Genomic DNA, 25,089 nt, shown 5'->3' with positions numbered 1-25,089 from the left:
CCGCCCGCAGGCTCGGGCGGAAAGCTTGCCAAGCGGTTGCTGCGGCCGCGAAGGGATCGCGACAATTCGACAGGCTTTCCGCGGATGCAATCGGCGCGCGCTTAAGCCCTTGGCAATAGAGAGCGGCGAAAACTCCGGCCTCGTTCCCGGGCCGCTGGTGTGCCCGGGCCCCGGAGATCCCCCCCGAACGGGTGCGGTGCTCCGGGTGGCGGAGAAGCCGTTCGAGGCAGGGGACCAGATGAGCGAAGCCGGGCAGACCATCGTTGCGCGAAAGATCAGCTCGGCGCGCGTGAGCCGATCGCCGATCCCCCAGGTGGAGATGATCGGGGAGGATTTCGCCAAGATCCTCGACGACCGGCTGCGCCGGCTGCTGCGCACCATCACCTCCTCGATCATCCTGGACTGCGAGGTGCGCAAGCTCTCCCGGGTGCTCGAATCGATCCCCGTGCCGGCGATGCTGGGCGTGGTGGAGGTGAAGAACTCCCCGGCCTCGGCGCTGGTGAACATCTCCAACGACCTGATCTACCACATCGTCGACCTGCGCATGGGCGGGGACACCGAGCAGTCGCCGGTGCCCACCGCGCGCTCGATCACGCCGCTCGACTGCGCGCTGTGCTCGGATTTCGTCAATGCGCTGATCGGCGCCTTCACCCAGGCGATCAGCATCTACCTCGGCGCGCCGGAGCTGGAGTGGATGTCGCTGCGCCAGTTCGAGCAGCACGTCACCATGGCCCGCATCGCCCCCGACAATGCCGACGTGCTGGTGCTCAACGTGAGCCTGGACATCGGCGAGGCGGCGCGCTCGGGGGATTTCGACATGGTCATCCCCCTCTCGGTGCTCGACAGTTTCAAGGCGGCCTCGCAGCGCCGCACCTCCTCGGCCTCGGAGCGCAACCTGCTCGACCTGTGGTCGAACCGCATGAGCCGGGCGGCGCGCGAGGCGCCGGTGCGCGTCACCTCCGTCATCCACCGCCTGCATCTCGACCTCGGCGCCATCCAGGAATGGAAGGAGGGCGATGTGCTCGAGATCCCGGCCTCGGGGCGCAGCCGCATCGAGCTGATGCTGCCCGGCCAGGACGAGGTGCCGCTGGCCGTGGGCCGGCTCGGCGCCTTCGAGGGCCAAAAGGCGGTGAAGCTCACCCTGCCGCCCGACCCCGATTTCGTGAAGCACATCCGCAGCCTGACAGGAGAGACCGGCGCATGACACCGACCCACACCCTACCGGCCCGCCCGACCCTGCCGGCGGCGGAGGCCTTCCTGGCCGAGATGCGGCAGACCCCCGCCGCTCCGGTCATCGACGCGAGCGGCGTCGAGGACCTGCCCACCGCCTTCGTGCTGGCGCTGACCGCCGTGGGGCGGGCGCTGGCCGAGGAGGGCGGCAAGATCAGCGTGATCCGGCCAAGTGCCGGGTTTGTCGATGCGTTTTCGGATCTCGGTCTGTTCCAGGACCTGATGAAGATGGAGTTCTGCCAATGAAACGGATTCTGGCCGTGGATGACGCCGTATCCCTGCGCAACATGCTCTGCGACTGCCTGCGCGGCGCCGGGCATGACGTCTACGAGGCCGGCAACGGCCAGGAGGCGCTGGACCAGCTCAAGGCCCACAAGCCCGACATCGTGATCACCGACCTCACCATGCCGGTGATGGACGGGCTCGATTTCATCGAGGCCGCCCGCAAGGAGCCGGAGGGCCAGGGCCTGCCGATGCTGCTGCTGACCACCGAGACCGCCGACCGGCTCAAGCAGCGCGCCCGCGCGGTGGGCGCCACCGGCTGGCTCACCAAGCCCTTCGACCCCGACCAGGTTCTCAAACTGGTCGACCAGCTGACCTGAGCGGAGGGAGCGCGACATGGCGATGGACGATGCTGAGGACTACCAGGCGATCTTCTTCTCGGAATGTTCCGAGCTGCTGGTCGACCTGCAGGAGCGGCTGGACGAGCTGCTCGACGGGGAGGGGTCGATGGACACGGTGAACGCCGCGTTCCGGGCCGTGCACTCGATCAAGGGCGGCGCTGCGGCCTTCGGCTTCCGCGACCTGATCGCCTTCGCGCATGTCTTCGAGACGGTGATGGACCAGGTGCGCTCCGAGACGCTCGAGCTCACGCCGGAGGTGTGCAGCATCCTGATGCGGGCCGGCGACGTGATCGCGGTGCTGGTGGAGCACGCGCGCGACGGGGGCAGCCTGCCCGAGGAGCGGGTGGAGCGGGTGCTGGGCGAGCTGCGCGAGCTGGGCAACCTCGAGGCCCCGGCCGAGAAGCCGGCCGAGGCGGCCCCCGCCCCGGTGGTCGAGGAGCTGCTCGAGGAGGGCGGTTTCCACGAATTCTCCGTCCGTCTCACGCTGGGGGAGAATTTCCTCTTCTCCGGCCATGATCCGCTGAAGATGATCCGGGCGCTCAAGGCGCACGGGCTCAGCCGGGTCACCGCGCCCGAGGAGATCGCGCCGCTGGGCGAGCTGGACCTGCATGCCCCGGGCCTGTCCTGGCTGCTCGATTTCGAGAGCGACGCGCCGGCCACGGCGCTCAACGGGTTCTTCGACTTCTACAGCCATGCCGTCGACATCGAGGTGATCCTGCCCGCCCCCGAGGAGGGGGCGGACCCCGCGGGGGAGCCTGAAGCGCCGGCGGCAGCGCCGGCAGCGGCGGCGGCCCCGGCGGCTCCCGCACCCGACACGCGCCCGACCGCGGCCGCGGCCCCGCCGCCGGCGGCCCCGCCCGCCGCGTCCGGCGGCGGCGGCGGCGGCAGGAACGGGGGCGGCAAGCCCGCCTCCGGCGGCGACGATGGCGAGCACCCGGTGGAAAAGCCCAAGATCGCCAAGTCGCTGCGCGTCGAGCTGCCGCGCATCGACCGGCTGGTGAACCTCGTGGGCGAGATCGTCATCACCCAGGCGGTGATGGCGCAGAAGCTCTCGGAGATCGACACCTCCGGAAACCTGGAGCTCGGCCACGCGGTGGAGAGCATGACCCGCCAGACCCGCGAGCTGCAGGAAAGCGTGATGGCGATCCGCGCCCAGCCGGTGAAGTCGGTGTTCCAGCGCATGCCGCGCGTGGTGCGCGATTTGTCGGACACGCTGAAGAAGGAGGCGCGCCTGGTGCTCTCGGGCGAGCATACGGAGGTCGACACCACGGTGATCGAGGAGCTCGCCGAGCCCCTCACCCACATGCTGCGCAACTCGATGGACCACGGGCTGGAGGGCAACGACGAGCGCGAGCAGATCGGCAAGCCGCGCATCGGCACCATCCGCCTCGCCGCCGAGCACCGCGGCGAGCGGGTGATCATCTCCATCGAGGACGACGGCCGCGGCATCAACCGCGACCGGGTGCTGGCCAAGGCGATCGAGAAGGGTCTCGTGCAGCCCGAGGACCAGCTCTCCCCCGACGACATCGACAACCTGATCTTCCACCCCGGCTTCTCCACCGCCTCCGAGATCTCCTCGGTCTCCGGGCGCGGCGTGGGCATGGACGTGGTGAAGAAGAAGATCCAGACCCTCGGCGGCCGCTGCACGCTCAAGAACGTGCCGGGCAAGGGGCTGAAGTTCATGATCACCCTGCCGCTCACCCTCGCGGTGCTCGACGGGATGACCATCTGCGTCGGCGACCAGCGCTTCATCCTGCCGCTCTCCTCGGTGATCGAGGCGCTCCGGATCGAGGAGGAACAGACCGAGGCGCTGCCCAACGGCTCCCGGGTGATGTTCCTGCGCGGCCAGTACCTGCCGCTGATCTCGCTGCGCCAGGCGCTGCGGGTGGAGGGGCCGGTGCGCCAGGAGGACATGGCCATCGTGGTCGACACCGAGACCAACGGCCTGGTGGCGCTCCTCGTAGACGAACTCATCGGCCAGCGGCAGGTGGTGCTCAAGAGCCTCGAGGCGAACTTCCGCCGCGTCGAGGGTGTCTCGGGCGCCACCATTCTCGGCGACGGCCGCGTCGCCCTCATCCTAGACGTGCCCGCGCTCGTAAGGGGCGGCCCCGGGGCGTCTTCCGGCATGGAGATGTACCATTGAGCGACTTCGGCCTCGAACTCGACGATCCGCAGGCCCAGGGCAGCGGACGCACGAAACAGTACGTGACCTTCCTGGTGGGCGACCGTGTCTACGGCGTCGACATCAAGCAGGTGCGCGAGATCAAGCAGTGGTCGCCGACCACGGCGCTGCCCAACCAGCCGCATTTCACCCGCGGCGTGCTGAACCTGCGCGGCACCATCGTGCCGGTGCATGACCTGCGCGCGCGCTTCAGCGGCGAGATGACCGAGGCGACCGAGAACCACGTGGTGGTGATCGTGGCCATCCGCGAGCAGACCGTGGGCGTGCTGGTCGACGCGGTCTCCGACATCGTCTCGGTCTCCGCCGACGAGATCCGCCCGGTGCCGTCCTCGGCCGGGGAGGGGGACGCCAGCGCCATCTCGGGCCTGGTGAACACCGAGGAGGTGATGGTGGCACTGCTCGACCTCGCCTCGCTCTTCGTCACCCAGGGCTTCGAGACCCTCTGAAGCACCGGCCCTCGCCAACGGAACCCCTGCCATGCGTCTCCTGCCCGCCGTCCTGTCCCGCAGCCTGCGCACCCAGCTCACCTTCATGGTGGCGGGGCTGTGCCTCGTCGTCGCCGCGGCGGTGGGGGGCATGAGTTACTTCAACGCGCGGGAAGCGGCGGTGACGCGGGCCGAGGACAACCTCACTGCCCGGGTCCGGCGCGAGGCGGCGGCGGTGGCTGCGTATCTCGGCGAGGTCCGGAACGACCTTGCGTACCTGGCGGGCTCGGTGCGGGCCGGCGGCGGGATCGCCGCCTTCCGCGAGGGCTGGGCGGCGGGGGAGGCGGGCGCGCTGCGCCGGCGCTACCTCGAGGACAACCCCAATCCCGCCGGCAGCCGCCAGGCGCTGGACGATGCCGGCGACGGTTCGGCCTATTCCGCCGCACATGCCCTCTGGCACCCGGGCCTGCGCGCCTTCCAGGAAAGCCGCGGCTACCACGACCTCTTCCTGGTCGGCCCCGCGGGCCAGGTGCTCTACACCGTGTTCAAGGAAGCGGATTTCGGCGATGACCTCTCCGCCGGGCCGCTGGCCGCCTCCGGCCTGGGCGAGGTCTATGCCCGGGTGCGGGAGGCCGGTCCGGGCGGCGGCGTCGCCTTCTCCGATTTCCGCCCCTACGGGCCGAGCGCCGGCGCACCGGCGAGCTTCATGGCCCTGGGGGTCTGGAGCGCGTCCGGCGCGCTCGAGGGGGTGATGGCCGCGCAGATCCCCTCCGATCGGATCGAGAGCCTGTTCGAGGCGGAGGACGACCCGGAGACCGGGCGCTATTCCTTTCTCGTCGGCCCGGACGGCCTGCTGCGCAGCGACACGAGCCTGACGCCGGAGAACGACATCCTCGCCTCCCGCTTCGATGCCGGCGCGCCGGAAGGGGGCGTGGGCACCGCGACCGGGCTCACCGGCGAAACCGCGCATGTCGCCATTGCCCCGGTGCCGCAGATGCCCGGCGCCACCATCCCCTGGCGCATGGTCTCGCAGGTGCCCGAGGAGGTGTTCCTGGCCCCGGTACGGGCGCTGGGGCTGCGGATCCTGGGCATCTCGGCGCTGCTGGTGCTGGGCGCCGCGCTGCTGGGCTACCTGCTGTCGCGCAGCTTCACCGGCCCGATCCTGGGCATCACCGGCGCGGTGAAGAAGCTCGCGGAGGGCGAGCCGGCCGAGGTGCCCGCCGCCACCCGGCGCGACGAGATCGGCGAGCTGTCGCGCGCGCTCTTCGCCATCCACGAATCCTCCGCCGAGGCCAAGCGCGTGGGGGCGGCGGTGGAGAGTTCCTCCGCGCTGTTCCTGCTCGCCGACGAGAACCGCCAGATCGTCTATCTCAACACCGCGCTGAAGAAGGCGCTGGAGAGCTCGCGCGGCTTCTTCCAGCAGCAGATCCCGGGCTGGGACGGCCGGTTCATCGGCCGCTACCTCGACACGTTCGGGCGCGGCGGCGTGCTGGAGCGGCGCAATCTCGAGGTGATGGAGAGCCCGGTCACCAGCGAGCTTGCCTTCGACAACCGGGTCTTCGAGATGATCCTCGCCCCGGTGCACCTGGAGGACGGCAGCCTGCTGGGCTACGTCACGCAATGGACCGAGCGCACCCGCCAGCGCGCGGCCGAGCAGCAGATCTCCCAGATGATCGCGGCGATCGGGGCGGGGGATTTCTCCCGCCGCATGGAGGTGGAGAGCCAGGACGGGTTCATCCGCGAGGCGGCGCAGGGGGTGAACCGGATCGGCGAGCTGGTGAGCGGCTTCCTCGCCGAGCTCGACGGCGTGCTCGGCGCGCTGGCCGAGGGCGACATGACCCGGCGCATGGACGCTGCGCGCGGCGGCCAGTACCAGCGCCTCGCCGAGGTCACCAACCGCAGCCTCGAGACCCTGAGCGACCTGGTGACGCGGCTCTCCGCCGCCCAGGGCCGCATGACCAACAGCAGCCGCGCCATCCTCACCGGGGCGACCGATCTCGCCAAGCGCGCCGAGGAACAGGCCGCCTCGCTGGAGGAGACGGCCGCGACCATGGAGGAGATGACCGCCAACGTGCGCGCCAGCGCCGAGAACGCCGCCAAGGTGACCGGGCTCGCCCGGGATGCCGCGGGCCGGGCCAGCGAGGGCCAGGCGGTGGTGGGCAACGCGGTCTCGGCCATGGGCGAGATCGAGGAGAGTGCGGGCAAGATCTCCGACATCACCGCGGTGATCGACTCCATCGCCTTCCAGACCAACCTGCTGGCGCTGAACGCGGCGGTGGAGGCGGCGCGGGCGGGCGATGCCGGCAAGGGCTTCGCCGTGGTCGCCTCCGAGGTGCGCACCCTCGCGCAGCGCTCCAGCCAGGCGGCGCGCGACATCAAGGACCTGATCCAGGACAGCTCGGCCCATGTGGCGCGCGGCGTGGAACTGGTGAAGGGCACCGGCACCTCGCTCAAGGGCATCGTGGAATCCGTCGGCCGCGTGGCCGAGACCATCGAGGAGATTTCCAACGCCAGCCGCGAGCAGTCCACCGGCATCGAGGAGATCTCCTCGGTGGTCAGCAGCATGGACCAGCGCACCCAGGCCAATGCCCAGGCCGCGGAGGAGAGTGCGGGCTCGGCGCGCCAGATCACCGAGATCGCCGGCGAGCTCGGCGCGCTGATCGGCGTGTTCCGCACCGGGAAAACCGCCACCGACCTGCCGCCCGTGGCCGGCGCCGCGCCGGCAGACACCGCCGCGCGCCGCCCGGCCTCCGCGCCCTCCGCCACCCCGGGCGAGCGGCACCAGGACGCGGAATGGGAGCGGCTGGCCCGGGCCCGCCGGGCGGCCCCCGCCTCCTCCCGGGCCCCTGCGCCGCCGGCGAAAGCTCCCGCCGCGCCGAAGCCCGCCCCGGCTCCGGCAAAGCCCGCAGCGGCAAAACCCGCAGCGGCGCCGGCAAAGCCCGCCCCGGCGAAAGCCGCCCCGCCCCGGCCCGGCGGCAAGCCTGCCACCCCGCTGCCCCGGGCGCCCCAGGCCCCCGCCGCCCGGCCCCGGGCCGCAGCTCCCGCGGCCTCGCAGCCGCACGATGACGACTGGTCGGAGTTCTGAACATGTCGCTCGCACCCCGCTCCCCCTCGCCCGAAACCGGCAAGGACGCCGTCCTGACCGAGGCCAATTTCAAGGCCATCGCCGAGCGCGTCTACCAGCTCACCGGCATCGTGCTGAAGGAACACAAGCGCCAGATGGTCCATACCCGGCTCAGCCGCCGGCTGCGGGCGCTGGGGCTGACGGATTTCGACAGCTACCTGCGCCTGCTCGACTCCCCGGAAAGCGCGGCGGAGATCGGCGAGCTGATGAATGCCATCACCACCAACCTCACCTCCTTCTTTCGCGAGAGCCATCATTTCGACCACCTGCGCAGCGAGGTGATCGAGCCCTGCATGGCGAAGGGGGCCTCGCGCTTCCGCATCTGGTCTGCGGGCTGCTCGACGGGCGAGGAGCCCTACACCATCCAGATGACCATGCAGGCGGCGGGCGGGCTGGCGCATCGCTGGGATTACCGGCTGCTCGCCACCGACCTCGACAGCAATGTTCTGGCCCGCGCCGCGGCCGGGGTCTATGCCGCCGACCGGGTGACCGGCGTGCCCCCCGCGGTGCTCTCGGCCGCTGCCAGCCAGCGGCCCGACGGCACGCTCGAGATGCGCCCGGTGCTCAAGGCGCCCATCCGCTTCCGCCAGCTCAACCTGCTGCACCAATGGCCGGTGAAGGGCCCGTTCGACGCCATCTTCTGCCGCAACGTGCTGATCTATTTCGACACCGAGACCAAGCTCGGCATCGTCGACCGTTTCGCCGACCTGCTCGCGCCGCACGGCGCTCTCTACCTGGGTCACTCGGAATCGCTTCTCGGCGAACACCCCAAGCTTCTGTCCTGCTGACGGACCACCTACAGGAGACGCGCATGAGCACCGCTGCCGACCGCGGCCGCCAGGGCCATTTCTGGGACCCCAAGATCAACGCCATGACCCAGACGGTCCTGCCCGGGTTCCATGCCGTGACCGACGAGAAGGATCTCGCCCTCGTCACCCTGCTGGGCTCCTGCGTGGCGGCCTGCATCCGCGACCCGCAGCTCGGCATCGGCGGGCTGAACCATTTCCTGCTGCCCGGTGACACGAATTCCGACCAGAAATCGGCCCGTTACGGCGTGCACGCGATGGAAGTGCTGATCAACGACATCCTCAAGCGCGGCGGCTCCAAGGGCCGGCTGGAGGCGAAGGTCTTCGGCGGTGCCAACGTGATCGACGTCTCCGCGGCCGAGACCGTGGGCGACCGAAACTCGCGCTTCGTGGCCGATTACCTGCGCCGCGAGGGCATCCGCATCACCGCCCAGGACCTCGGCGGAGACCGGGCGCGCCGGGTGTTCTTCTTCCCCGACTCGGGCCGCGCCTCGGTGCTGAAGCTGCCGATCTCCGACAACCGCCGCCTGCGCAACGAGGAAATGGCGCTGCGCACCAAGGCCCAGGCCGCGCCGAAGGCCGGCGGCGTGGAGCTGTTCTGATGCCGGGCCGGGGCCGCCCCATCCGCGTCGTGGTCGTCGACGACAGCTCGCTGATGCGGGCGATGATCCGCTCCGCCCTCTCGGGCGATGGCGACATCGAGGTCGTCGGCCTCGCCGCGCATGTCGGCGAGGGGCGCGAGATGATCCGCAACCTCGACCCGGACGTGATCACCCTCGACGTGGAAATGCCGGGGATGAACGGGCTCGATTTCCTCGAGAAGATCATGACCCTGCGCCCCACGCCGGTGGTGATGGTCTCCTCGCTCACCGCCCGCGGCACCGAGACGGCGCTGGAGGCGCTGTCGATCGGGGCGGTGGATGCGATCGCCAAGCCAGACAGCCCGCAGGCCACCGCGGCCTGGGGCCCGCTGCTGCGCAGCGTGGTGCGGGTGGCGGCGGCGGCGAAGGTGCAGCGACGCGCGGTGCGTGCACCCGCGCCCGCTGCCGTCGCGGCCGTGGCCGCGCGGCGCCCGGCGGTCACCGCTGCCCCCACCGGCCGGCGCATGGTCGCCATCGGCGCCTCGACCGGAGGGGTGGGCGCGCTCGGCCAGCTCTTCCAGGCCCTGGGGCGGCGCTGTTCCCTGCCGATCCTGATCACCCAGCACATGCCTGCGGGCTATACCGAGCGCTTCGCCGGCCGGCTCGCCGCCGAGACCGGGCTCGACGTGGCCGAGGGCCGTGACGGCGAGCCCCTGCGGGCCGGGATGATCCGCATCGCCCCGGGTGACCGGCACATGACCGTGACGCGGAGCGGCGCCGGGCTGATTGTCCAGGTCGGCGGCACGGACCCGGTCTCGGGCCACTGCCCCTCGGTCGACCGGCTGTTCCATTCCGTGGCCCAGTCCGCGGGAGAACAGGCGCTCGGCGTCATCCTCACCGGCATGGGCCGGGACGGCGCGGACGGGATGCTGGCCATGCGCCAGGCCGGTGCGCGCTGCCTCGGCCAGTCGCCGGAGAGCTGCGTCGTCTACGGCATGCCCAAGGCCGCGATGCAGCTCGGCGCCGTGAACGAGGAACTCAACATCCCCGCTCTCGCGGAGCGGATCGCGGCGCAGGGCAGCGCCGGGTCCGCCCGCCAGGCCATGTGACCCCCAAGCCAAGCAAGGAGACCTCCCAATGCCCGCAGCCAAATCCCTCAAAGTCCTCGTCGTCGACGACCAGCAGACCATGCGGGGACTTGCCAGGCAGGCCCTCAAGCATATCGGTGTCGTCGACGTCTCGCTCGCCGCCACCGGCGAAGGCGCCCTCGACGTGATGAACACCAAGATGTTCGACGTGGTGATCTCGGACCTGAACATGCCCGGCCTCTCGGGGCTGGACCTGGCGCGCAAGATCAAGAGCCACCCGGTGTTCAACCGGATCCCGGTGTTCCTGGCCACCTCTGATGCCTACCGCGACCAGGCGACGGCCGACCTCGTCGACCAGTTCGTGGCCAAGCCCTTCAGTGCGGCGGACATGCGCCAGGCGCTCGAAGCCCATCTCGGGGCGCTCAGCTGAGCGCCGCGGGCGCCCGGCAACACGGAGGTCAGTGCAGGGCAAAAGCGCCGGGAGGGGGCATCGAGCCCCCTCCCGGCGCTCGCCGCGTCTGCGCGGCGGCCAGCGGCATCGGATGACTGCAGAGACCACGCCTGCCCCGGGAAGATCGCCGGGGCGGGCGGGAGGGACCGCAAGGTCCCGACGCGGATCCGGAGGCGGGGGCCCTGCCCCTCTCCGACGGATACGCACCCCGGCCGGGGGTCAGTCCTCGTCCGCGGCCTCGGGCTGGTTGAGCCGGATCGCGCCACGCTGCGCCAGGGCCTGGATCGCCTTCACCAGCTCGGCCTGTGCCGCCTCGCCTTCCTTCAGCGGCGGGGCCTGCATGGCGGTGAGATCCTCGCTCATGCGCTCCGAGAGGCGCTTGGAGAGGTTGCCGAGAATGAATTCCACCACCTTCGGATTGGTCTCCATCCCGGTCTTGAGTGCTGCCATCAGCACCGGCTCCTCCAGCTCGCGGGTGATCTGGGTGATGTCGCGCGGCACCACGCGGGCCACGATGTCGCCGAAGGTGAACATCACCCGCTGCACCTCGGCGGCGAAGACCGGTTCGTCCTCCTCGAGCTGGGCGAGGAACTGTTCGCGCGCGGCACTGGAGACGTGGTTCATCAGTCCGGCCAGCAGCTCGGCCGGTTTCTTCGTGCCGCTCTCGCGCTGGATGACGGAGAGGAATTCCTCCTCGATCACCTGCTTGACCTGCTCGAGCACCACGTGGTCGACCCGCGGCACCCGGCTCATGCGCAGCACGATGATATGGGCGATCTCGCCGGGCAGGCGCTCGAGCACGCGCGCGGCGCGGTCGGCGCGCATGCGCCCCAGCACCACGGCGCCGATCTGCGGGTGTTCGGCGGCGATGAAATTCGCCAGCGAGCCCACCGGGGCATTGCCCAGCTTGTCCCAGATCGACAGGCGCACATTGCCCTGCACGTCCTCCATGATGCGGTCGTAATCCTCGCGGTCGAGCGCCTCGGAGAGGATCTTGCGCGCGGTGACGATGCCGCCGGAGACGTCGTAGTCACCGCCGAGCTCGTTGAGGAATTCCTGGCTCACCTGGTCGAGCACCTGGGCGGGAATGCGGCCCATGGTGGCGATGGTGCGGGCGAAGCGGCGGACATTGGCCTCGCCGAGCTCCTTGAGCACGCCGGCGGCCTGCACGGGCCCGAGGGCCGCGAGGATGATCGTCGCCTTCTGGGTCGGGGTCAGTTCGTCCGTCGTCCGCTCCTCGCCGTTGATCCGGGCGAGGGCGAGGGACTGGCGCGCCAGCGCCGGGAGATTGTCGGGAGCGCTCATGTGCCGTAGCTCCGCACCAGGGCGCCGGCGAGCAGGCTCCAGCCGTCCGCGAGCACGAAGAAGCCCAGCTTGAAGGGCAGCGAGACCACCGCCGGCGGCACCATCATCATGCCCATGGACATCAGGATGGAGGCCACGGCGAGGTCGATCACCAGGAAGGGCAGGAAGACGAGGAAGCCGACCTCGAAGCCGCGGGTGACCTCGGAGAGCAGGAAGGCGGGCACGAGCACGCCGAAGCTCACCGGGTCGTCCGGCCCGGCCCCGGCGAGGCGTGCGGGGGCGGCGGCCTGCATCTCGGCGACCGTGTCCGGGTCGACCCGCGCCTCCATGAAGCTGCGGAACGGCAGGGCGGTGGCGCGCAGCGCCGCCTCCGGCTCGGCCGTGCCCTCGATGAGCGGCGAGACCCCGCTCTCCCAGGCCTCGGTGAACACCGGCTCCATCACGAACCAGGTGAGGAACAGCGCGAGGCTCACGATCAGCATGTTGGGCGGCGCCTGCTGCACGCCCACCGCCTGGCGCAGGATCGAGAGCACCGTGACGATGAAGGGAAAGCAGGTGACCATGATGGCGATGCCGGGCGCGAGGCTCAGCAGGGTGACGATGGCGAAGAGCTGGATCGCCCGCCCGGTGAGCGAGCCGCCCTCCGCCCCGGTCTCGCCCAGGTCGAGGGTGAACTGCTGGGCCGCCGCGGGGCCGGCGCAGAGGAGCAGCGCCAGGCCGAGCACGAGGACCGGCACCAGCCCGCGCAGGGGCAGGGGCACAGGCACGGGCCGCGGCACCGGGACATGCGCCGGGACCCGCCCCGGCCGGGACGGGCGGCAGCAGGGGGGGTCAGATGCCATTCGAGAGGTCTTCGATTTCCGTGAGACGCACGCCGAGCCGGCCGCTGTCGCCATCCATTTCCTGCAGCTCGCCGCGCGCGATGAGCCGCTCGCCGATGTAGATCTCCACCGGGTCCTCGATCTTGCTGTCCAGCGGCAGCACGGAATCGCGCCGCAGGTTCACCAGCTCGCTCACCAGCGGCCGGGCCTTGCCCACCGAGATGATCACCTCGATCGGCACCCCGAGCACCGCGCTGGAGCGGCGCCGGTTCTGCGCCGGCTCCATGGCCGGCAGGCCCGCCTCGGGAGTGATGTCGTCCTGCTCATCCATGGATCTGCTTCCTTGTCTCATCGGTCGCGCCGCCCTCGGCGAGGAACCGGTCCACCGCCGCGAGCGCGCCGGCCATGCTGGCCTCGAGATCGATCTCGTCGAACCCCGAGGCCCAGGCGATGCGGGCCTCCAGCGCCCGGCGCTCCGGGTCCGGGCGGATGTCGACCCCCGGGGCGAGCGTGGCGCGCAGCCGCTCGGCCATCTCCGGGGCGACGAGAATCGCCACCTGCTCCGGCGGGGCCTCGCGCAGCGCCGCCTCCAGCCGGTCGGCGATCTCATGGGCGAGGCCGGCGCGGGCGAGGGCCGGGCTCACCGCGCCGACGAAGGCGCGCAGCAGCGGGTGCAGGGCGCGCAGCACCGCGGCGCGCGCCTCCTGCCCGGCGATGTCGAAATCGGCCAGTGCCTCGGCGATCTGGCCCAGCAGCAGGCGCTGCTCGGCATCGCCGGCCGCCATCGCGGCGGCAGCCCCCTCCTCGTAGCCGCGGGCATGCGCCTCGCTGCGCGCCCGGGTGAGCGCGCGCTCCATCTCGGCTGCGTCCACCGTGGGGCGCGGGGCCTGGCGCGGGGCGGCGGAGGAGAAATTCTCCAGGGACATCACGACCTGTCTCATGCGGCATCCTCGCCCGGTTCACGGGTCTCCAGCCAGTTGCGCAGCAGCAGCGTCGCCTCCTCCGAGCGCTCGGCGATCGCCTCGCGCAGGGTGAGGAGGCGCGCCTCCGATTCGGGGGTGGGGCCGAGCACTTCCTGCGCGGCCTCCAGCGAGGCGGCGAGCTCCTCGGGGTTGATCGGGCCGTCCGCCCCCTCCGGCGCGTCGTCCTCGCGCTCGTCGGCCAGGGCGGCGGGCGGGGCGGCGAGCATCGGGCGCAGCACGAAGAGGCCGAGCAGCAGCGCCACGCCGGCCAGCACGCCGAGCTGGATCAGCGTCATCGCGTTCACCGCGAAGAGGTCGAAGACGCCGGCCTCCGCCGCGGTGCCCAGCACCGGCTCGGGGGAGAATTCCAGGCTGTCGATGGTCACCACGTCGCCACGCGCCTCGTCGAAGCCGACGGCGGAGCGCACCAGCTCGGAGAGGGCGGTGAGCTCGGCCTCCGGGCGGGCTTCCCAGGTGGTGGTGCCGTCCGCCGCGGTGGTGGTGATGCCGTCGACCAGCACCGCGACCGAGAGGCGGCGGATGTCGCCGGGCATGCGCACGCGTTCGCGCCGCACCTCGGAGACCTCGAAATTCGAGCGTTCGCGGGTTTCGGAGCTGGAGCGGCGCGAGGTCTGGCCGCCCTCGCCGGCCTGGGCCGGGTCGGGGAGCTGGGAGGCGACGGTGACGCCGCCGGGCCCGCCTCCTTCCGAGGATTCGCTCTTCTCGCTCGATTCCTCGGCCACCGCCACGCGGCTCGCCGGGTCGATCACCCGCTCGGAGACGGTCTCGCTCTCCATCACCGTGTCCACGGTGACCTCGACCACCGCCCTGCCCTCGCCCACGCGCGCGGCGAGCAGGCGCTCGAGCTTGGCGCGCAGCGCCTCGGCCCGGTCGGTGCCCGAGAGGTCCTTCACCTGGGCCGGCGCATCGTCTCCCGCCGCGAGGACGACGCCGGCGACCGAATCGATCACCGTCACGTTCTCGGGGTTGAGCCCGGCCACGGCGGAGGCCACGAGGTAGCGCGCGGCGCGCGCCTGGGTCTCGTCCACCGTGCCGCCGCCGGAGGTGAGAATCACCGAGGCCGTGGGCGACTTGTCACGCTCGAAGGGCCGGCGCACGGGGTTTGCGATATGCACGCGCGCGGCGCGCATGCCGGGGGCGGCGAGCAGCGTGCGCGCCAGCTCCCCCTCCTTCGCGCGCCAGTAGGTGGCGTCGAACATCTCCGCCGTGGTGCCGAAGCCCGAGAGCCCGTCGAGCAGCTCGTAGCCGGCGATTCCCGTGGCGGGCAGGTTTTCCGAGGCGAGCCCGAGGCGCACCCTGTCCCGCTCGTCCGCGGGCACGTAGATCGCCTGCCCGCGCAGCTCGTAGGGCACGCCCTTCTGTTCCAGCGAGGTGATCACCTCGGCGGCGGCGCGGGGCTCGAGCCCGGCATAAAGCAGCGCCATCGAGGGCGCACTTGCGAGACGCGCGAGGGCGATGACGACGGCGACGGTCGCCAGACCCGCCAGGATCGCCAGGATTCGCTTCCGCGCATCCATCTCCTTCCAGAGTGAGGCCAGTCGGTCCAAGGCAGGGTGCTCTCATTGCTAATCGCCTGAAGGGCCGTTCTGGCCCCCCTTCGCCTGGGGGGGATCTTCGCTGCCGCACACTTAACATTAAGTTAGTCCCTGCCGCGCTAGATGGGCTCATCGACCACTGGCTGCCGGGGATGCGCGATGAGCGATGCGACGATGGATGCGGAGGCCCTCGCGGAAGACGCGGCGGAGGCCGGCTCCACGCCGAAGAAGAAGGGCAAGGGCCTGCTGTTCGGGCTCGTTGCCGCGATTCTCCTCGGGGCCGGCGGCTTCTACGCCACCTTCTCGGGCATGGTCTCGCTGCCCTTCGGCGGCGGGGGGGAGGCCGGCCATGCCGCGCCGGAGACCCCGGCGCCCGAGCCGCTGTCGCCCATGGCCTTCCTGCCGCTGGGCGACATCGTGATCACGCTGGGCGCGCCCGCGGGCGCGCGCCAGCTGCAGTTCTCCGGCCAGGTGGAGGTGAACCCGGATTACCGGGCCGACGTGGAGCTGTTGCAGCCGCGCATGCTCGACGTGGTCAACACCTACCTGCGCGCGGTGGAACTGCGCGACCTTGCCGACCCCGCGGCGATGGGGCGCATCCGTGCCCAGCTCCTGCGCCGCATCCAGATCGTCACCGGCGAGGGCCGGGTGCGCGACCTGCTGATCACCAATTTCGTGCTGAACTGAGGCCCGGGACCCCCCCCGCGGCCGCAGCCGGGCCCCTGCAACCGATGCTCCGCAGGCCCGGCGGAGAAGACCCGAGGAGAGTGCCATGGCGCTGATCGCGGACGGACTGATGATCGTGGCCTCGCTGGTCGCGGCGATCTACTGCATCGTGCTCTCGAAACGGGTGCACGGGCTGAGCAATCTCGACCAGGGGCTGGGAGCGGCGATCGCCGGGCTCTCGCGCCAGGTCGACGGCATGCAGGGCGCGCTGGAACAGGCCAAGCGGGTCTCGGGCGCCTCGGTGCGCGAACTGCGCGAGATGACCGCGAAGGCCGAGGCCGCGGCGGGCCGGCTGGAGCTGCTGCTCGCGGCGCTGCACGCCCAGGACGGCGCGCGCCCGCTCGACCCGGAGCTGCGCGCCGCCGCCCGCAATGCGGCCACGGTCGCATCCGGCACCGCGGCCACGGCCGCACCCGGCACCGCGGCCACGGCCGCCCCCCCGCGGGAGGACGCGGGCGAGGCCCCGGCCGCACCGCGGCCCTCTGTCTTCGCCGAGGAATTCGCCGCCCTGCCGGAGGAAGGGGACGAGGAGGAGACCCTATTCTCCGAACCCGAATCTGAACCCGAACCGGAGCCGGAGCCCGAATCCGAACCGGAGCCCGAGCCCGACGCGCGCGCCGATGCTGGGCCCGGCATCGTGGAGGAGGCGCCCGGGCCCGACCCCGAGTTGCCGGAACCGGTCGCCCAGGAGCGGTCCGGCCGGGAGAGCCGCGCCCCCCTGCCCGCCTCCGAGGCGGCAGAGGAGGAGGACGGCGAACTCGCCCTCGCCCCGCCGCCGGACCGGCCCGTGCCGGAGACGCCCGCGGCCGAGAGCCTGCGCAATGCCCTTCGTGACCTCCTGGGAAGGAAAGAGACATGAGCCGTCCCCGTCTCCAGCTCCGTCGCCGCCAGGCCGCGCCCCGGGCGCTGATGCTCGTCGCGGTGTGTTTCGGCGGCTCGCTGGCCCTGCGCCTCACCGAGCACGGCGAGGCGATCGCGGCCGAGATCACCGGCCAGGGCGAGGAGGTCGCGGCCGCCCCGGCCCCGGTCGCCGGCTGCACCGCCGATCCCGGTGCCAACGACCTGCTTGCCGCGATCCGTGACCGCGAAGCCCAGCTCGCGGCCCGCGAGACCGAGCTTGCCGGGCGCGAGCAGATGCTCAGCATCGCCCGCGCCAAGCTCGAGGAGCAGGTCGCCGCCCTCGACGACGCGGAGAAGCGCCTGGCCGAGACCCTGGCCATCGCCGACAAGGCGGCCGAGCAGGACGTGGCCCGGCTGGTCTCGGTCTACGAGACCATGAACCCCAAGGCCGCCTCGCAGATCTTCGCCACCATGGACGTGGGCTTCGCCGCCGGCTTCCTGTCGCGCATGCGCCCGGAGAGCGCGGCGGCGATCCTGGCCGGGATCGAGGCCGACCGCGCCTACGCGATCTCCGCCACCATGGCCGGCCGCAACGCCCGGGCACCCACCCAGTAAGGCGCCGGCAGCCCTGCCTGCTTCGCAGTTTCTTAACCTCGCCGGGCCGATACTCGGCCCCGTCAGGATCAGTGTCAGGATCAGGCGGGAAACCCGCTCCATTGTCCCTCAGCAACCGGGAGAAGCCCAGTGACAGGAATCGTCGGGATCGTGGTCATCCTTGTCATGGTCTTCGGGGGCTACATCGCGGCCGGGGGCAAGATGGGGATCATCCTGCACGCCCTGCCCTTCGAGATGATCATCATCGGCGGCGCCGCCGTGGGCGCCTTCATCATCTCGAATGACGGTGCTGCCGTGAAGCAGACGCTCAAGGACATGGGCAAGGTGTTCAAGGGGGTGAGGTGGAAGGGCCAGGACTTCCAGGACCTGCTGTGCCTGCTCTTCGAGCTGATCAAGATCGCCCGGCAGAACCCGGTGGAGCTGGAGGGCCATATCGAGAACCCGCACGAATCGGCGATCTTCTCGAAATACCCCAAGATCCAGCACGACCATGCCGCGGTGGACATGATCTGCGACACGTTCCGCAACGCCACGATGAACTATGACGACCCCGCCCAGGTGGAGGAGGTGCTCGACAAGCAGCTCGACGCCGAGAAGCACCACGCCCTGCACTCCAGCCACGCCATGCAGCAGATCGCCGACGGCCTGCCCGCGCTCGGCATCGTGGCCGCGGTGCTGGGCGTGATCAAGACCATGGCCTCGATCGACCAGCCCCCGGCCGTGCTGGGCGCGCTGATCGGCGGTGCGCTGGTGGGCACCTTCCTCGGCGTGTTCCTCGCCTACGGCATCATGGGGCCCTTCGCGGCCAGGGTGAAGACGGTCTGCGAGGCCGATCACCAGTTCTACGTGCTGATCCGCGAGGTGCTGGTGGCCAACCTGCACAACCACGCGCCCAACATCTGCATCGAGGTGGGCCGGCAGAACACGCCGCACGCGGTACGTCCGAGCTTCAACGCCATGGACGAGGCGTTGCGCAACACCAAGGGGGCGGCGGCATGAGCCCGGGCCTCCGCCATCCCGCAGGCGGCCGGTCCGCGCGGCTGCGCATGTGGCCCGCGCCGCTGCGCCTTTTGCCCGCGCTGCTGCTCGCCTGCGCCCTCGCCCTGCCGGCCCTGGCCCAGGCCCCGCTCCTGCTGCGCGCCGGCGACCAGAGCCGCATGTCGCGCCTCGTGCTCGACCTGCCGCCGGGCACCTCCTGGTCGACCGGGCAGGACGGGCGCACGGTCACCGTGCGCTTCCCCGGCATCGCGCTCGACTTCGACACCCGCGCCATCTTCCCCGACCGCCGGGCGAGCCGCGTGCTCTCGGCCCAGGTCCGCAACGAGGTGACGGGCACGATCCTGCTGCTCACCCTGGCCTGTGACTGCACGGCGGAGAGCTTCGCGCTCGGCCCCCGCAAGCTGATCATCGACGTGCGGGACCGCACCGCTCCGAAGGAGGAGGCCACCGCCCCCGCGGCGCCGGAGGGTTCGGTGACCGGCACGGTCACCGCCCGGGCGCCGGGCACCGGTGTCGGCGGCGGGACGCCCCGGGGCGCGCCCCTGCCGGACGGGGACGAGGACCCCTCCGGCGAGGAGGCCGCCTCCGGCCAGGAGGGCGCCGGGGCCGACCCGCTGCGCACCGGCCTTGCCGCCGGGGAGATCCCGCCGGAGCCGGGAACGCAGGACGGGCCCGCCGGCCCGCCGCGCATCGGCGCCGCTCCCGACGTGCCGGCCGCCACGCCGATGCCCCGCCCGCAGACCGGGCCGCCGCTTGCCGCCGACGATCTCGCCGCCATCGAGGCGGCGCGTGCGCGGCTGATGGAAAAGCTCGCCCGCGCCGCCGAGCAGGGGCTGGTGGAATTCCGCAGCCCCGAGGCCGGCGAGGGCCCCGCCCCCGAGGCGGCCGACACCGGCTCCGACGACACGGCCGCGGCACCCGGCGAAGAGACCGCCGGGGAGGAGGGGCAGCAGGAGGGCGAGAGCACCGAGACGGCCGGGCCCCCGCCGCCCCCCGGTGCGTCGCAGCTCTCCGTCACCACCGCACGCGAGCGGGACCGGGCGGCCGACACCGACCCGGACCTGCCGCCGCCGGCCCATTGCCTGCCCGACGAGGCGCTCGACCTCGCCGCCTGGGCGGGGGGCGAGCCGGTGGCCGCCCAGATCGCCACGGCCCGCGCCGGTCTGATCGGCGAGTTCGACCGGCCCGACCCGGAGGCGGTGAGCCGTCTCGTGCGGCTCTACATCCACTACGGCTTCGGCCTGGAGGCGCAGGACCTGCTCGACAACATGGGCACCGAGGTGCCGCGCAGCCCGCTGCTGCGCGATCTCGCGCGGGTGGTCGAAGGCGGCCTGCCGGCGCCCGACGGGCCGCTGTCCCGCCAGGCGGGCTGCCCGGGGCGGGCCGGGTTCTGGGGCCTGCTCGCGGGCATCGACCCGGAGACCGGCGCCGTGGCCCCCGGCATCCCGGCCCCCGACAGTGCCGCCCTGCGCGACAGTTTCTCCGAGTTTCCCGCGGTGCCGCGCCGGCTGCTCGGGCCGCGCATGGCGCTCGGGCTGCTCGATCTCGGGCGCGAGGCCGATGCCGGGCTGATCCTGTCGCTTACCGCCGTCCATCCCGGGGAGCCGGGGGACGCCTACCAGTACGCCCGCGCGAAGCTGCTCGAGGCCCAGGGCGCGCCGGAAGCGGCCGAGGCGATCTACCGCCAGCTCATCGACGGCAACCGGCCCAATGCCCCGGCGGCGATGATCGCGCTCACCGAGAGCCGGCTGCAGCGCGGCCTGCCGCCGCCCGGCGCGATGGCCTCCGACCTCGCCGACCGCGCCCGCCAGGCCCGCCGCACCGAGCAGGGCCGCCGGCTGGAGGCGGCGGAGATCGAGGCCAGGGCCGCGGGGGGCGAGCTCGACCGCGCGCTGCGCCTGATCGCCGACGACCTGGCCGAGGCGCCGGAGCGCGGCCCGGAGCTGCACGAGGCCGCCGCCCGGGTGCTGGCCCGGGCCAGCGCGCCGCAGGAGGATCCGGCGAGCTATGCCACCGCCGTGCTCGCCCATCGCGGCCTGCTCACGGAGGGCACGGAGGCCGATCCTGCGCGGCTGATCGTGGCGGGCGAGCTCACCCGCATCGGCCTGCCCAACGCGGCGCTCGACATCCTCGCCCCCACCCTGGCGCGCGGTGCGCCCGAGGCCCGGCTCGCCGCGGCGCGGGCGCATGACATGCTGGGCGAGCCGGGCCCGGTGCTCGACCTTCTCGAGGGCATGGCCGGGCCGGACGTGGCCCGGCTGCGCGTCGCCGCCTTCGCCCGCGAGCAGGATTACGCCGGCGCGCGCGCCGCCATCGCCGGGCTGGACGATCCGCAGCAGGCCGCGACCCTCGCCTTCGCCGCCGGGGACTGGCCCGCCGCCCTGCAGGCGCCGGACCCGGTCGCCCGGGTGATGGCCGCCTACATGGCCGGGCTCGGCCCCGATGCCGCCGGCCTCGCGGAGACGGAGGATGCCGCCGGCCTCGCCGCCTTCCTCGAGACGCCGGTGCCGGAGGCCGAGATCAGCCTCTCGGGCGCCCGGCAGACCATGGAACTGGCCCGCAGCGCCCGCGCCCTCATCGCCGAGACCCTCGATCTCCCGCCGCCCGCCCCGGCGCCGGGCGGCTGACCGGAAGGAGCCGGACATGGACAACCCCAGTTACGTCACGCTGAGCCGCCAGAGCGGCCTGCAGAGGGCGATGACCATCATCGCCAACAACATCGCCAACATGTCGACCAACGGGTTCCGCCGCGAAGGCGTGCTCTTCGCCGAGATGTACGCCCCGATCCCCGGCCAGCCCGACACGATGGCGATGACCGCGGCACGGGTGCGCCTGACCGATTTCTCGCCCGGGCCGCTCGCCACCACCGGCGGCACGTTCGACTTCGCCATCGACGGCCCCGGCTTCTTCATGATCGACACCCCCGAGGGCCCGCGCCTGACCCGGGACGGCGCCTTCGCGCGCAGCCTCGACGGCGAGCTGGTCACCTTCGACGGCAACCGGGTGCTCGACGCCGGCGGCGCCCCGATCTTCCTGCCCCCCGATGCCGCCGCCATCGCGGTGGCCGCCGACGGCACGATCGATGCCGACGGCCAGACCATCGGCGAACTCGGCCTCGTCGAGGTCGAGGACCCCGGCACGCTGCTGCGCGAGGCCTCCGGCCTCTTCGCCACCGACGATGTGCTCCTGCCCTCCGCGACCAGCCGCATCCTGCAGGGCCGGCTCGAGCAGTCCAACGTCGACCCGGTGGTCGAGATGACCCGGATGATCGAGGTGCAGCGCGCCTACGAACTCGGCGCCGGTTTCGCCGACCGCGAGGATGACCGGATCCGCAACCTCGTCCGAACCCTGGGCCAGCAGGTCTGACCACGAAAGGAACACTCCCATGCGCGCGCTCAACATCGCCGCCACCGGCATGCAGGCCCAGCAGATGCGGGTCGAGGTGATCTCCAACAACCTCGCCAACATGTCGACCACCGCCTACAACACCCGCCGGGCCGAGTTCGCCGACCTGCAGTACCAGCAGGTCCAGCGCGCCGGCACGGTGAACTCGACCACCGGGGTGCTGCTGCCGGCGGGCGTGCAGCTCGGCCTGGGCGTGCGCACCGCCGCCGTGTCGATGAACGTCGCCCAGGGCGCGCTGATGCAGACCGGGGGCGAGCTCGACGTCGCCATCGAGGGCAACGGCTATTTCGAGATCCTGATGCCCGACGGCTCCTCCTCCTACACCCGCGACGGCGCGCTCAAGCGCAATGCCGACGGGCTGATCGTCACCTCCGACGGCTTCTCCGTCGTTCCCGAGATCACCATCCCCGAGGACGCGACCGGCGTGACCGTCAATGCCGCGGGCGAGGTCTATGCCAGTTTCAACGACCAGGTGGACGACCAGCTCCTGGGCCAGTTCACCCTGGTGACCTTCGTGAACCAGAAAGGGCTCGAGGCGCTCGGCGGCAACCTCTACAAGGAAACCGCCGCCTCCGGCCAGCCGGTGGCGGGCGACCCCGGGGTCGACGGTCGCGGCACCTTCCGCCAGGGCTACCTCGAGGAGAGCTCGGTCGACGCCGTGCGCGAGATCACCGAGCTGATCGAGGCGCAGCGCGGCTACGAGCTCAACGCCAAGGTCATCACCGCCGCCGACCAGATGCTCGGCGCCACCACCCAGCTCAGGTAACCATGATGCCAGGCGCCCTTCCCGCCCTGCTGCTCGCGCTCCTCGTGCCGGCTGCCGCCCTCGCCGGGGACAACACGCTGGTCGCCACCCGCGCGGTGCGCCCCTCGACCGTGCTCACGGCCGACGATGTCACGCTGCTGCCCGGCGGCACCCCCGGGGCGCTTTCCTCCGCCGATGAGGCGATCGGCCAGGAGACCCGCGCCGCCCTCTACCCCGGCCGGCCGATCTACGAGACCCAGGTCGGCCCCCCGGCGCTGGTGGAGCGCAATGCCACCGTCACGCTCAGCTTTCGCCACGGGCCGCTGTTCATCACCACCGAGGGCCGCGCCCTGGACCGCGCCGGGGAGGGCGAGACGATACGGGTGATGAACCTGTCCTCGCGCCAGATCGTCGAGGGCCGGGTCGCACCCGACGGCAGCGTGGAGGTCGGGCAATGAGGCGCGCCCTTGTCCTGCTGGGGCTCGCGCTGGCCGCCACGGGCTGCTCGCGGCTCGAGAATGTCGGCAAGCCGCCGGAGATGACCCCGCCCGGCCGGCCGATGCCGGTGATGGCCCCCATCGCACCGGAGCGCATCGCGCTGGCCACCCCGCGCCTGCCGCCGCCACCGGAGAGCTATGCCGCGGGCTCGCTGTGGCGCAACGGGCCGACCTCGCTCTTCGGCGACCGCCGCGCCCAGACCCTGGGCGACATCGTCACCGTGGTGATCGAGATCGACGAGAGCGCCTCGATCTCCAACGAGACCACCCGCGACCGCACCGGCAACGAGAATCTCAGCATCGCCGCCCTGCTCGGCCTGCCTTCGGTGGCCGACACGATCCTGCCCGGGGCCGGCACGCTGGAGCCGGCGGCAAGCGTCGCCTCGAGCTCGGGTTCCTCCGGGGCCGGCACCGTCGACCGCGAGGAGGAGATCACCCTGCGCATCGCCGCCACGGTCACCGACATGCTGCCCAACGGGCACATGGTGATTGCCGGCACCCAGGAGATCCGGGTGAATTACGAGCTGCGCGACCTGCAGGTGGCCGGCGTCATCCGCCCCGAGGACATCACCCGCAAGAACGAGATCACCTATGACAAGATCGCCGACGCCCGCATCCTCTACGGGGGCCGCGGCCAGATCACCGACGTACAGCAACCGCGCTACGGCCAGCAGGTGGCCGACATCATCCTGCCGTTCTGAGGAGATGGACCGATGAAAAAGCTCCTGCCCGTGATCCTGGTGCTGCTCGGCCTCGGCGGCGGGCTCTTCGCCGGGCAGATGCTGCGCGCCCCCTCGGAGGAGGGTGAGCAGGCCAATCTCGCGATGACCGGAGCCGGCCATGGCGAGGAGGAGCCGCATGCCGCCCCGGAGGGCGACCCGCTGGAGCCCGCCCCCGCCCCCGCGCCGGAGGACGGCTGGGAATACAACAAGCTCGACAAGCAGTTCATCATCCCGGTGATGGGCGAGACCAGGGTGCGCGCGCTGATCGTGATGTCGATCTCGCTGGAGACCGAGCCCGGGCTCGACACCCAGATCGCCACCCGCGAGCCCAAGCTGCGCGACGCCTTCCTGCGCGTGCTCTTCGAGCATGAGCGCAGCGGCGGGTTCTCCGGCGTCTTCACCGACCCGCGCACCCTCTCCGACCTGCGCATCAGCCTGCGCAAGGTGGCCCGCAACATCATCGGGCCGGGGGTGAACGACGTGCTGGTCACCGACATCCTGCGCCAGGATATGTGATCCCCCCGGGCGCGAAGAGCGGCGGCAGGGGCACGCAGCAGAAAGGGGGCCGGCGGCCCCCTCTTCCATGCGTTCCGCGTTCCGGACGCCGCCGCATTTCGCACCGCCCCCTGTTTCGTCCCGATCCTGGCCGGCCGTGAGCCGGCCCCGTCTCCGGGTTGGCCCGGGGCAAGCGCCCCGGGGGATCAGCCGCCGGCGGCGCGCAGGGTGGTGATGTCCTCGCTGTCGATCCGGCTGCCGTCGGCGAGCACGAGGACGGTGCTGTCCTCCTCCCGCCGCACCTCGACCACCGGGGAGAACACTTCCACCGCGCGGTGGTCGACGAGCGTGCCCTCGCGGTAGCTCTCCACCGTGAAGCTGTAGCTGCCCTCGGGCAGGGTGCCGGTGGTGCCCTCGCCGTCCCAGACGATCTGCTCGGCGGCGGGGTTCACCGTTACCCGGCCGACCTCGGCCCCGCTCGTGTCGCTGACCACCAGGACCGCGAGATCGGCCCCCTCCACCGGGTCGGCGTAGAGGGTGAGCGGCGTGCCGTCATAGGGGGCGGCGGCATAGGCGCGGACCTCGGTTCCGATCCATTCCGACAGGCCGGCGGCCGAGCCGTTGGAGAGCAGCTCGGCGATGGCCTTGAGGCTCTCGTTGGCCTGCACCTGCTGCTCGACCGCCGAGAAGGAGGCGAGCTGGGCGACGAACTCGGTCGATTCGACCGGCTCGAGCGGGTCCTGGTTGCGCAGCTGGGTGGTGAGCAGGGTGAGGAAGGTCTCGAAATCGGCGGTGAGGCCGCGGGTGCCCGTGCTGTCGGCCGGTGTGGCGGCCTTGCTCGCGGCGGTGGCGCTCGCGGCGGTGGTGCTGTTGATCTCCATGGTCTGGCTC

Annotated in this window: 26 protein-coding genes; 20 read left to right on the top strand and 6 right to left on the bottom strand. The window is 71.9% G+C overall.

The genetic code is table 11. From position 1 onward, the window contains the following. Positions 1–238 precede the first annotated feature (238 nt). From D3P35_RS20470 to D3P35_RS20425, 10 genes are read left to right on the top strand one after another with little or no spacing between them, the layout of a single operon-like run. Positions 239–1,204, top strand: coding sequence for a FliM/FliN family flagellar motor switch protein (locus tag D3P35_RS20470; RefSeq protein WP_157982242.1), 966 nt, complete (start codon positions 239–241; stop codon positions 1,202–1,204). Then, on the top strand, positions 1,201–1,476 hold the full coding sequence (locus tag D3P35_RS20465) for an STAS domain-containing protein (protein ID WP_118137337.1): 276 nt from the start codon (positions 1,201–1,203) through the stop codon (positions 1,474–1,476). The genes D3P35_RS20470 and D3P35_RS20465 overlap by 4 nt, the downstream gene beginning before the upstream one ends. Then, positions 1,473–1,832 (top strand): response regulator, encoded by a 360-nt coding sequence (locus tag D3P35_RS20460; protein ID WP_118137335.1) that lies wholly within the window; start codon positions 1,473–1,475, stop codon positions 1,830–1,832. Before D3P35_RS20465 ends, D3P35_RS20460 begins: the two co-directional genes overlap by 4 nt. 16 nt (positions 1,833–1,848) lie before the next feature. Further along, positions 1,849–3,996, top strand: a complete 2,148-nt coding sequence (locus D3P35_RS20455; RefSeq protein ID WP_118137333.1) for a chemotaxis protein CheA — start codon at positions 1,849–1,851, stop codon at positions 3,994–3,996. Continuing rightward, positions 3,993–4,481 carry a chemotaxis protein CheW gene (locus D3P35_RS20450; protein ID WP_118137331.1) on the top strand — a complete coding sequence of 163 codons (489 nt, stop codon included), beginning with the start codon at positions 3,993–3,995 and terminating at the stop codon, positions 4,479–4,481. Before D3P35_RS20455 ends, D3P35_RS20450 begins: the two co-directional genes overlap by 4 nt. A gap of 31 nt (positions 4,482–4,512) precedes the next feature. After that, on the top strand, positions 4,513–7,545 hold the full coding sequence (locus tag D3P35_RS20445) for a methyl-accepting chemotaxis protein (RefSeq protein WP_118137329.1): 3,033 nt from the start codon (positions 4,513–4,515) through the stop codon (positions 7,543–7,545). 2 nt (positions 7,546–7,547) lie between these two features. After that, positions 7,548–8,372 (top strand): protein-glutamate O-methyltransferase CheR, encoded by an 825-nt coding sequence (locus D3P35_RS20440; protein WP_118137327.1) that lies wholly within the window; start codon positions 7,548–7,550, stop codon positions 8,370–8,372. A gap of 23 nt (positions 8,373–8,395) precedes the next feature. After that, positions 8,396–8,992 (top strand): chemoreceptor glutamine deamidase CheD, encoded by a 597-nt coding sequence (locus tag D3P35_RS20435; protein ID WP_198670719.1) that lies wholly within the window; start codon positions 8,396–8,398, stop codon positions 8,990–8,992. Next, entirely contained in the window at positions 8,992–10,080 is a 1,089-nt protein-coding gene (locus D3P35_RS20430) for a chemotaxis response regulator protein-glutamate methylesterase (protein ID WP_118137325.1), read from the top strand. The genes D3P35_RS20435 and D3P35_RS20430 overlap by 1 nt, the downstream gene beginning before the upstream one ends. A 28-nt stretch (positions 10,081–10,108) precedes the next feature. Further along, the gene (locus tag D3P35_RS20425) at positions 10,109–10,489 is read left to right on the top strand and encodes a response regulator (protein ID WP_118137323.1); all 381 of its coding nucleotides are present in this window, start codon (positions 10,109–10,111) and stop codon (positions 10,487–10,489) included. Positions 10,490–10,729: 240 nt separating this feature from the next. Here the strand turns inward: D3P35_RS20425 and D3P35_RS20420 are convergent, their stop codons facing one another. The 5 genes from D3P35_RS20420 to fliF all read right to left on the bottom strand — a co-directional run bounded on the left by D3P35_RS20420 (position 10,730) and on the right by fliF (position 15,166). Continuing rightward, on the bottom strand, positions 10,730–11,815 hold the full coding sequence (locus tag D3P35_RS20420) for a flagellar motor switch protein FliG (RefSeq protein ID WP_118137321.1): 1,086 nt from the start codon (positions 11,813–11,815) through the stop codon (positions 10,730–10,732). After that, positions 11,812–12,582, bottom strand: coding sequence for a flagellar type III secretion system pore protein FliP (fliP, locus tag D3P35_RS20415; RefSeq protein WP_370032052.1), 771 nt, complete (start codon positions 12,580–12,582; stop codon positions 11,812–11,814). The genes D3P35_RS20420 and fliP overlap by 4 nt, the downstream gene beginning before the upstream one ends. Positions 12,583–12,646: 64 nt before the next feature. Continuing rightward, positions 12,647–12,967 (bottom strand): FliM/FliN family flagellar motor switch protein, encoded by a 321-nt coding sequence (locus D3P35_RS20410; protein WP_118137317.1) that lies wholly within the window; start codon positions 12,965–12,967, stop codon positions 12,647–12,649. Continuing rightward, positions 12,960–13,577 carry a hypothetical protein gene (locus D3P35_RS20405; protein ID WP_157982241.1) on the bottom strand — a complete coding sequence of 206 codons (618 nt, stop codon included), beginning with the start codon at positions 13,575–13,577 and terminating at the stop codon, positions 12,960–12,962. Before D3P35_RS20405 ends, D3P35_RS20410 begins: the two co-directional genes overlap by 8 nt. Beyond that, positions 13,574–15,166 carry a flagellar basal-body MS-ring/collar protein FliF gene (gene fliF / locus D3P35_RS20400; protein WP_118137312.1) on the bottom strand — a complete coding sequence of 531 codons (1,593 nt, stop codon included), beginning with the start codon at positions 15,164–15,166 and terminating at the stop codon, positions 13,574–13,576. The genes D3P35_RS20405 and fliF overlap by 4 nt, the downstream gene beginning before the upstream one ends. Positions 15,167–15,313: 147 nt before the next feature. Between fliF and fliL the strand changes: the two genes are divergently transcribed. From fliL to D3P35_RS20350, 10 genes are all read left to right on the top strand, one after another. Continuing rightward, on the top strand, positions 15,314–15,841 hold the full coding sequence (gene fliL / locus D3P35_RS20395; protein ID WP_118137310.1) for a flagellar basal body-associated protein FliL: 528 nt from the start codon (positions 15,314–15,316) through the stop codon (positions 15,839–15,841). Positions 15,842–15,926: 85 nt separating this feature from the next. Further along, a complete protein-coding gene (locus D3P35_RS20390; RefSeq protein WP_118137308.1) occupies positions 15,927–16,739 on the top strand; it encodes a hypothetical protein in 813 nt (270 codons plus the stop codon). Then, entirely contained in the window at positions 16,736–17,335 is a 600-nt protein-coding gene (locus D3P35_RS20385; RefSeq protein ID WP_118137306.1) for a MotE family protein, read from the top strand. Before D3P35_RS20390 ends, D3P35_RS20385 begins: the two co-directional genes overlap by 4 nt. 129 nt (positions 17,336–17,464) lie before the next feature. Beyond that, positions 17,465–18,334, top strand: coding sequence for a flagellar motor stator protein MotA (gene motA / locus D3P35_RS20380; protein WP_118137304.1), 870 nt, complete (start codon positions 17,465–17,467; stop codon positions 18,332–18,334). Next, the gene (locus D3P35_RS20375; protein ID WP_118137302.1) at positions 18,331–20,961 is read left to right on the top strand and encodes a hypothetical protein; all 2,631 of its coding nucleotides are present in this window, start codon (positions 18,331–18,333) and stop codon (positions 20,959–20,961) included. Before motA ends, D3P35_RS20375 begins: the two co-directional genes overlap by 4 nt. Before the next feature lie 16 nt (positions 20,962–20,977). Further along, positions 20,978–21,700 (top strand): flagellar hook-basal body complex protein, encoded by a 723-nt coding sequence (locus tag D3P35_RS20370; RefSeq protein ID WP_118137300.1) that lies wholly within the window; start codon positions 20,978–20,980, stop codon positions 21,698–21,700. Positions 21,701–21,719: 19 nt separating this feature from the next. Then, positions 21,720–22,505 (top strand): flagellar basal-body rod protein FlgG, encoded by a 786-nt coding sequence (gene flgG / locus D3P35_RS20365; RefSeq protein WP_118137298.1) that lies wholly within the window; start codon positions 21,720–21,722, stop codon positions 22,503–22,505. Positions 22,506–22,510: 5 nt separating this feature from the next. Then, positions 22,511–22,942 carry a flagellar basal body P-ring formation chaperone FlgA gene (gene flgA / locus D3P35_RS20360; RefSeq protein WP_118137394.1) on the top strand — a complete coding sequence of 144 codons (432 nt, stop codon included), beginning with the start codon at positions 22,511–22,513 and terminating at the stop codon, positions 22,940–22,942. Further along, on the top strand, positions 22,939–23,682 hold the full coding sequence (gene flgH, locus D3P35_RS20355) for a flagellar basal body L-ring protein FlgH (protein WP_118137296.1): 744 nt from the start codon (positions 22,939–22,941) through the stop codon (positions 23,680–23,682). Before flgA ends, flgH begins: the two co-directional genes overlap by 4 nt. Before the next feature lie 12 nt (positions 23,683–23,694). Further along, on the top strand, positions 23,695–24,219 hold the full coding sequence (locus D3P35_RS20350; protein WP_118137294.1) for a flagellar basal body-associated FliL family protein: 525 nt from the start codon (positions 23,695–23,697) through the stop codon (positions 24,217–24,219). 185 nt (positions 24,220–24,404) lie between these two features. Here D3P35_RS20350 and D3P35_RS20345 read toward each other — a convergent pair whose 3' ends face one another. Further along, positions 24,405–25,079 (bottom strand): flagellar hook capping FlgD N-terminal domain-containing protein, encoded by a 675-nt coding sequence (locus D3P35_RS20345; protein WP_118137292.1) that lies wholly within the window; start codon positions 25,077–25,079, stop codon positions 24,405–24,407. Positions 25,080–25,089 lie beyond the last annotated feature (10 nt).

It is taken from the genome of Oceanicella sp. SM1341 (assembly GCF_003448965.1).
GTDB lineage: Bacteria > Pseudomonadota > Alphaproteobacteria > Rhodobacterales > Rhodobacteraceae > Paroceanicella.
This window is presented reverse-complemented; position numbering and strand designations above follow the sequence as displayed.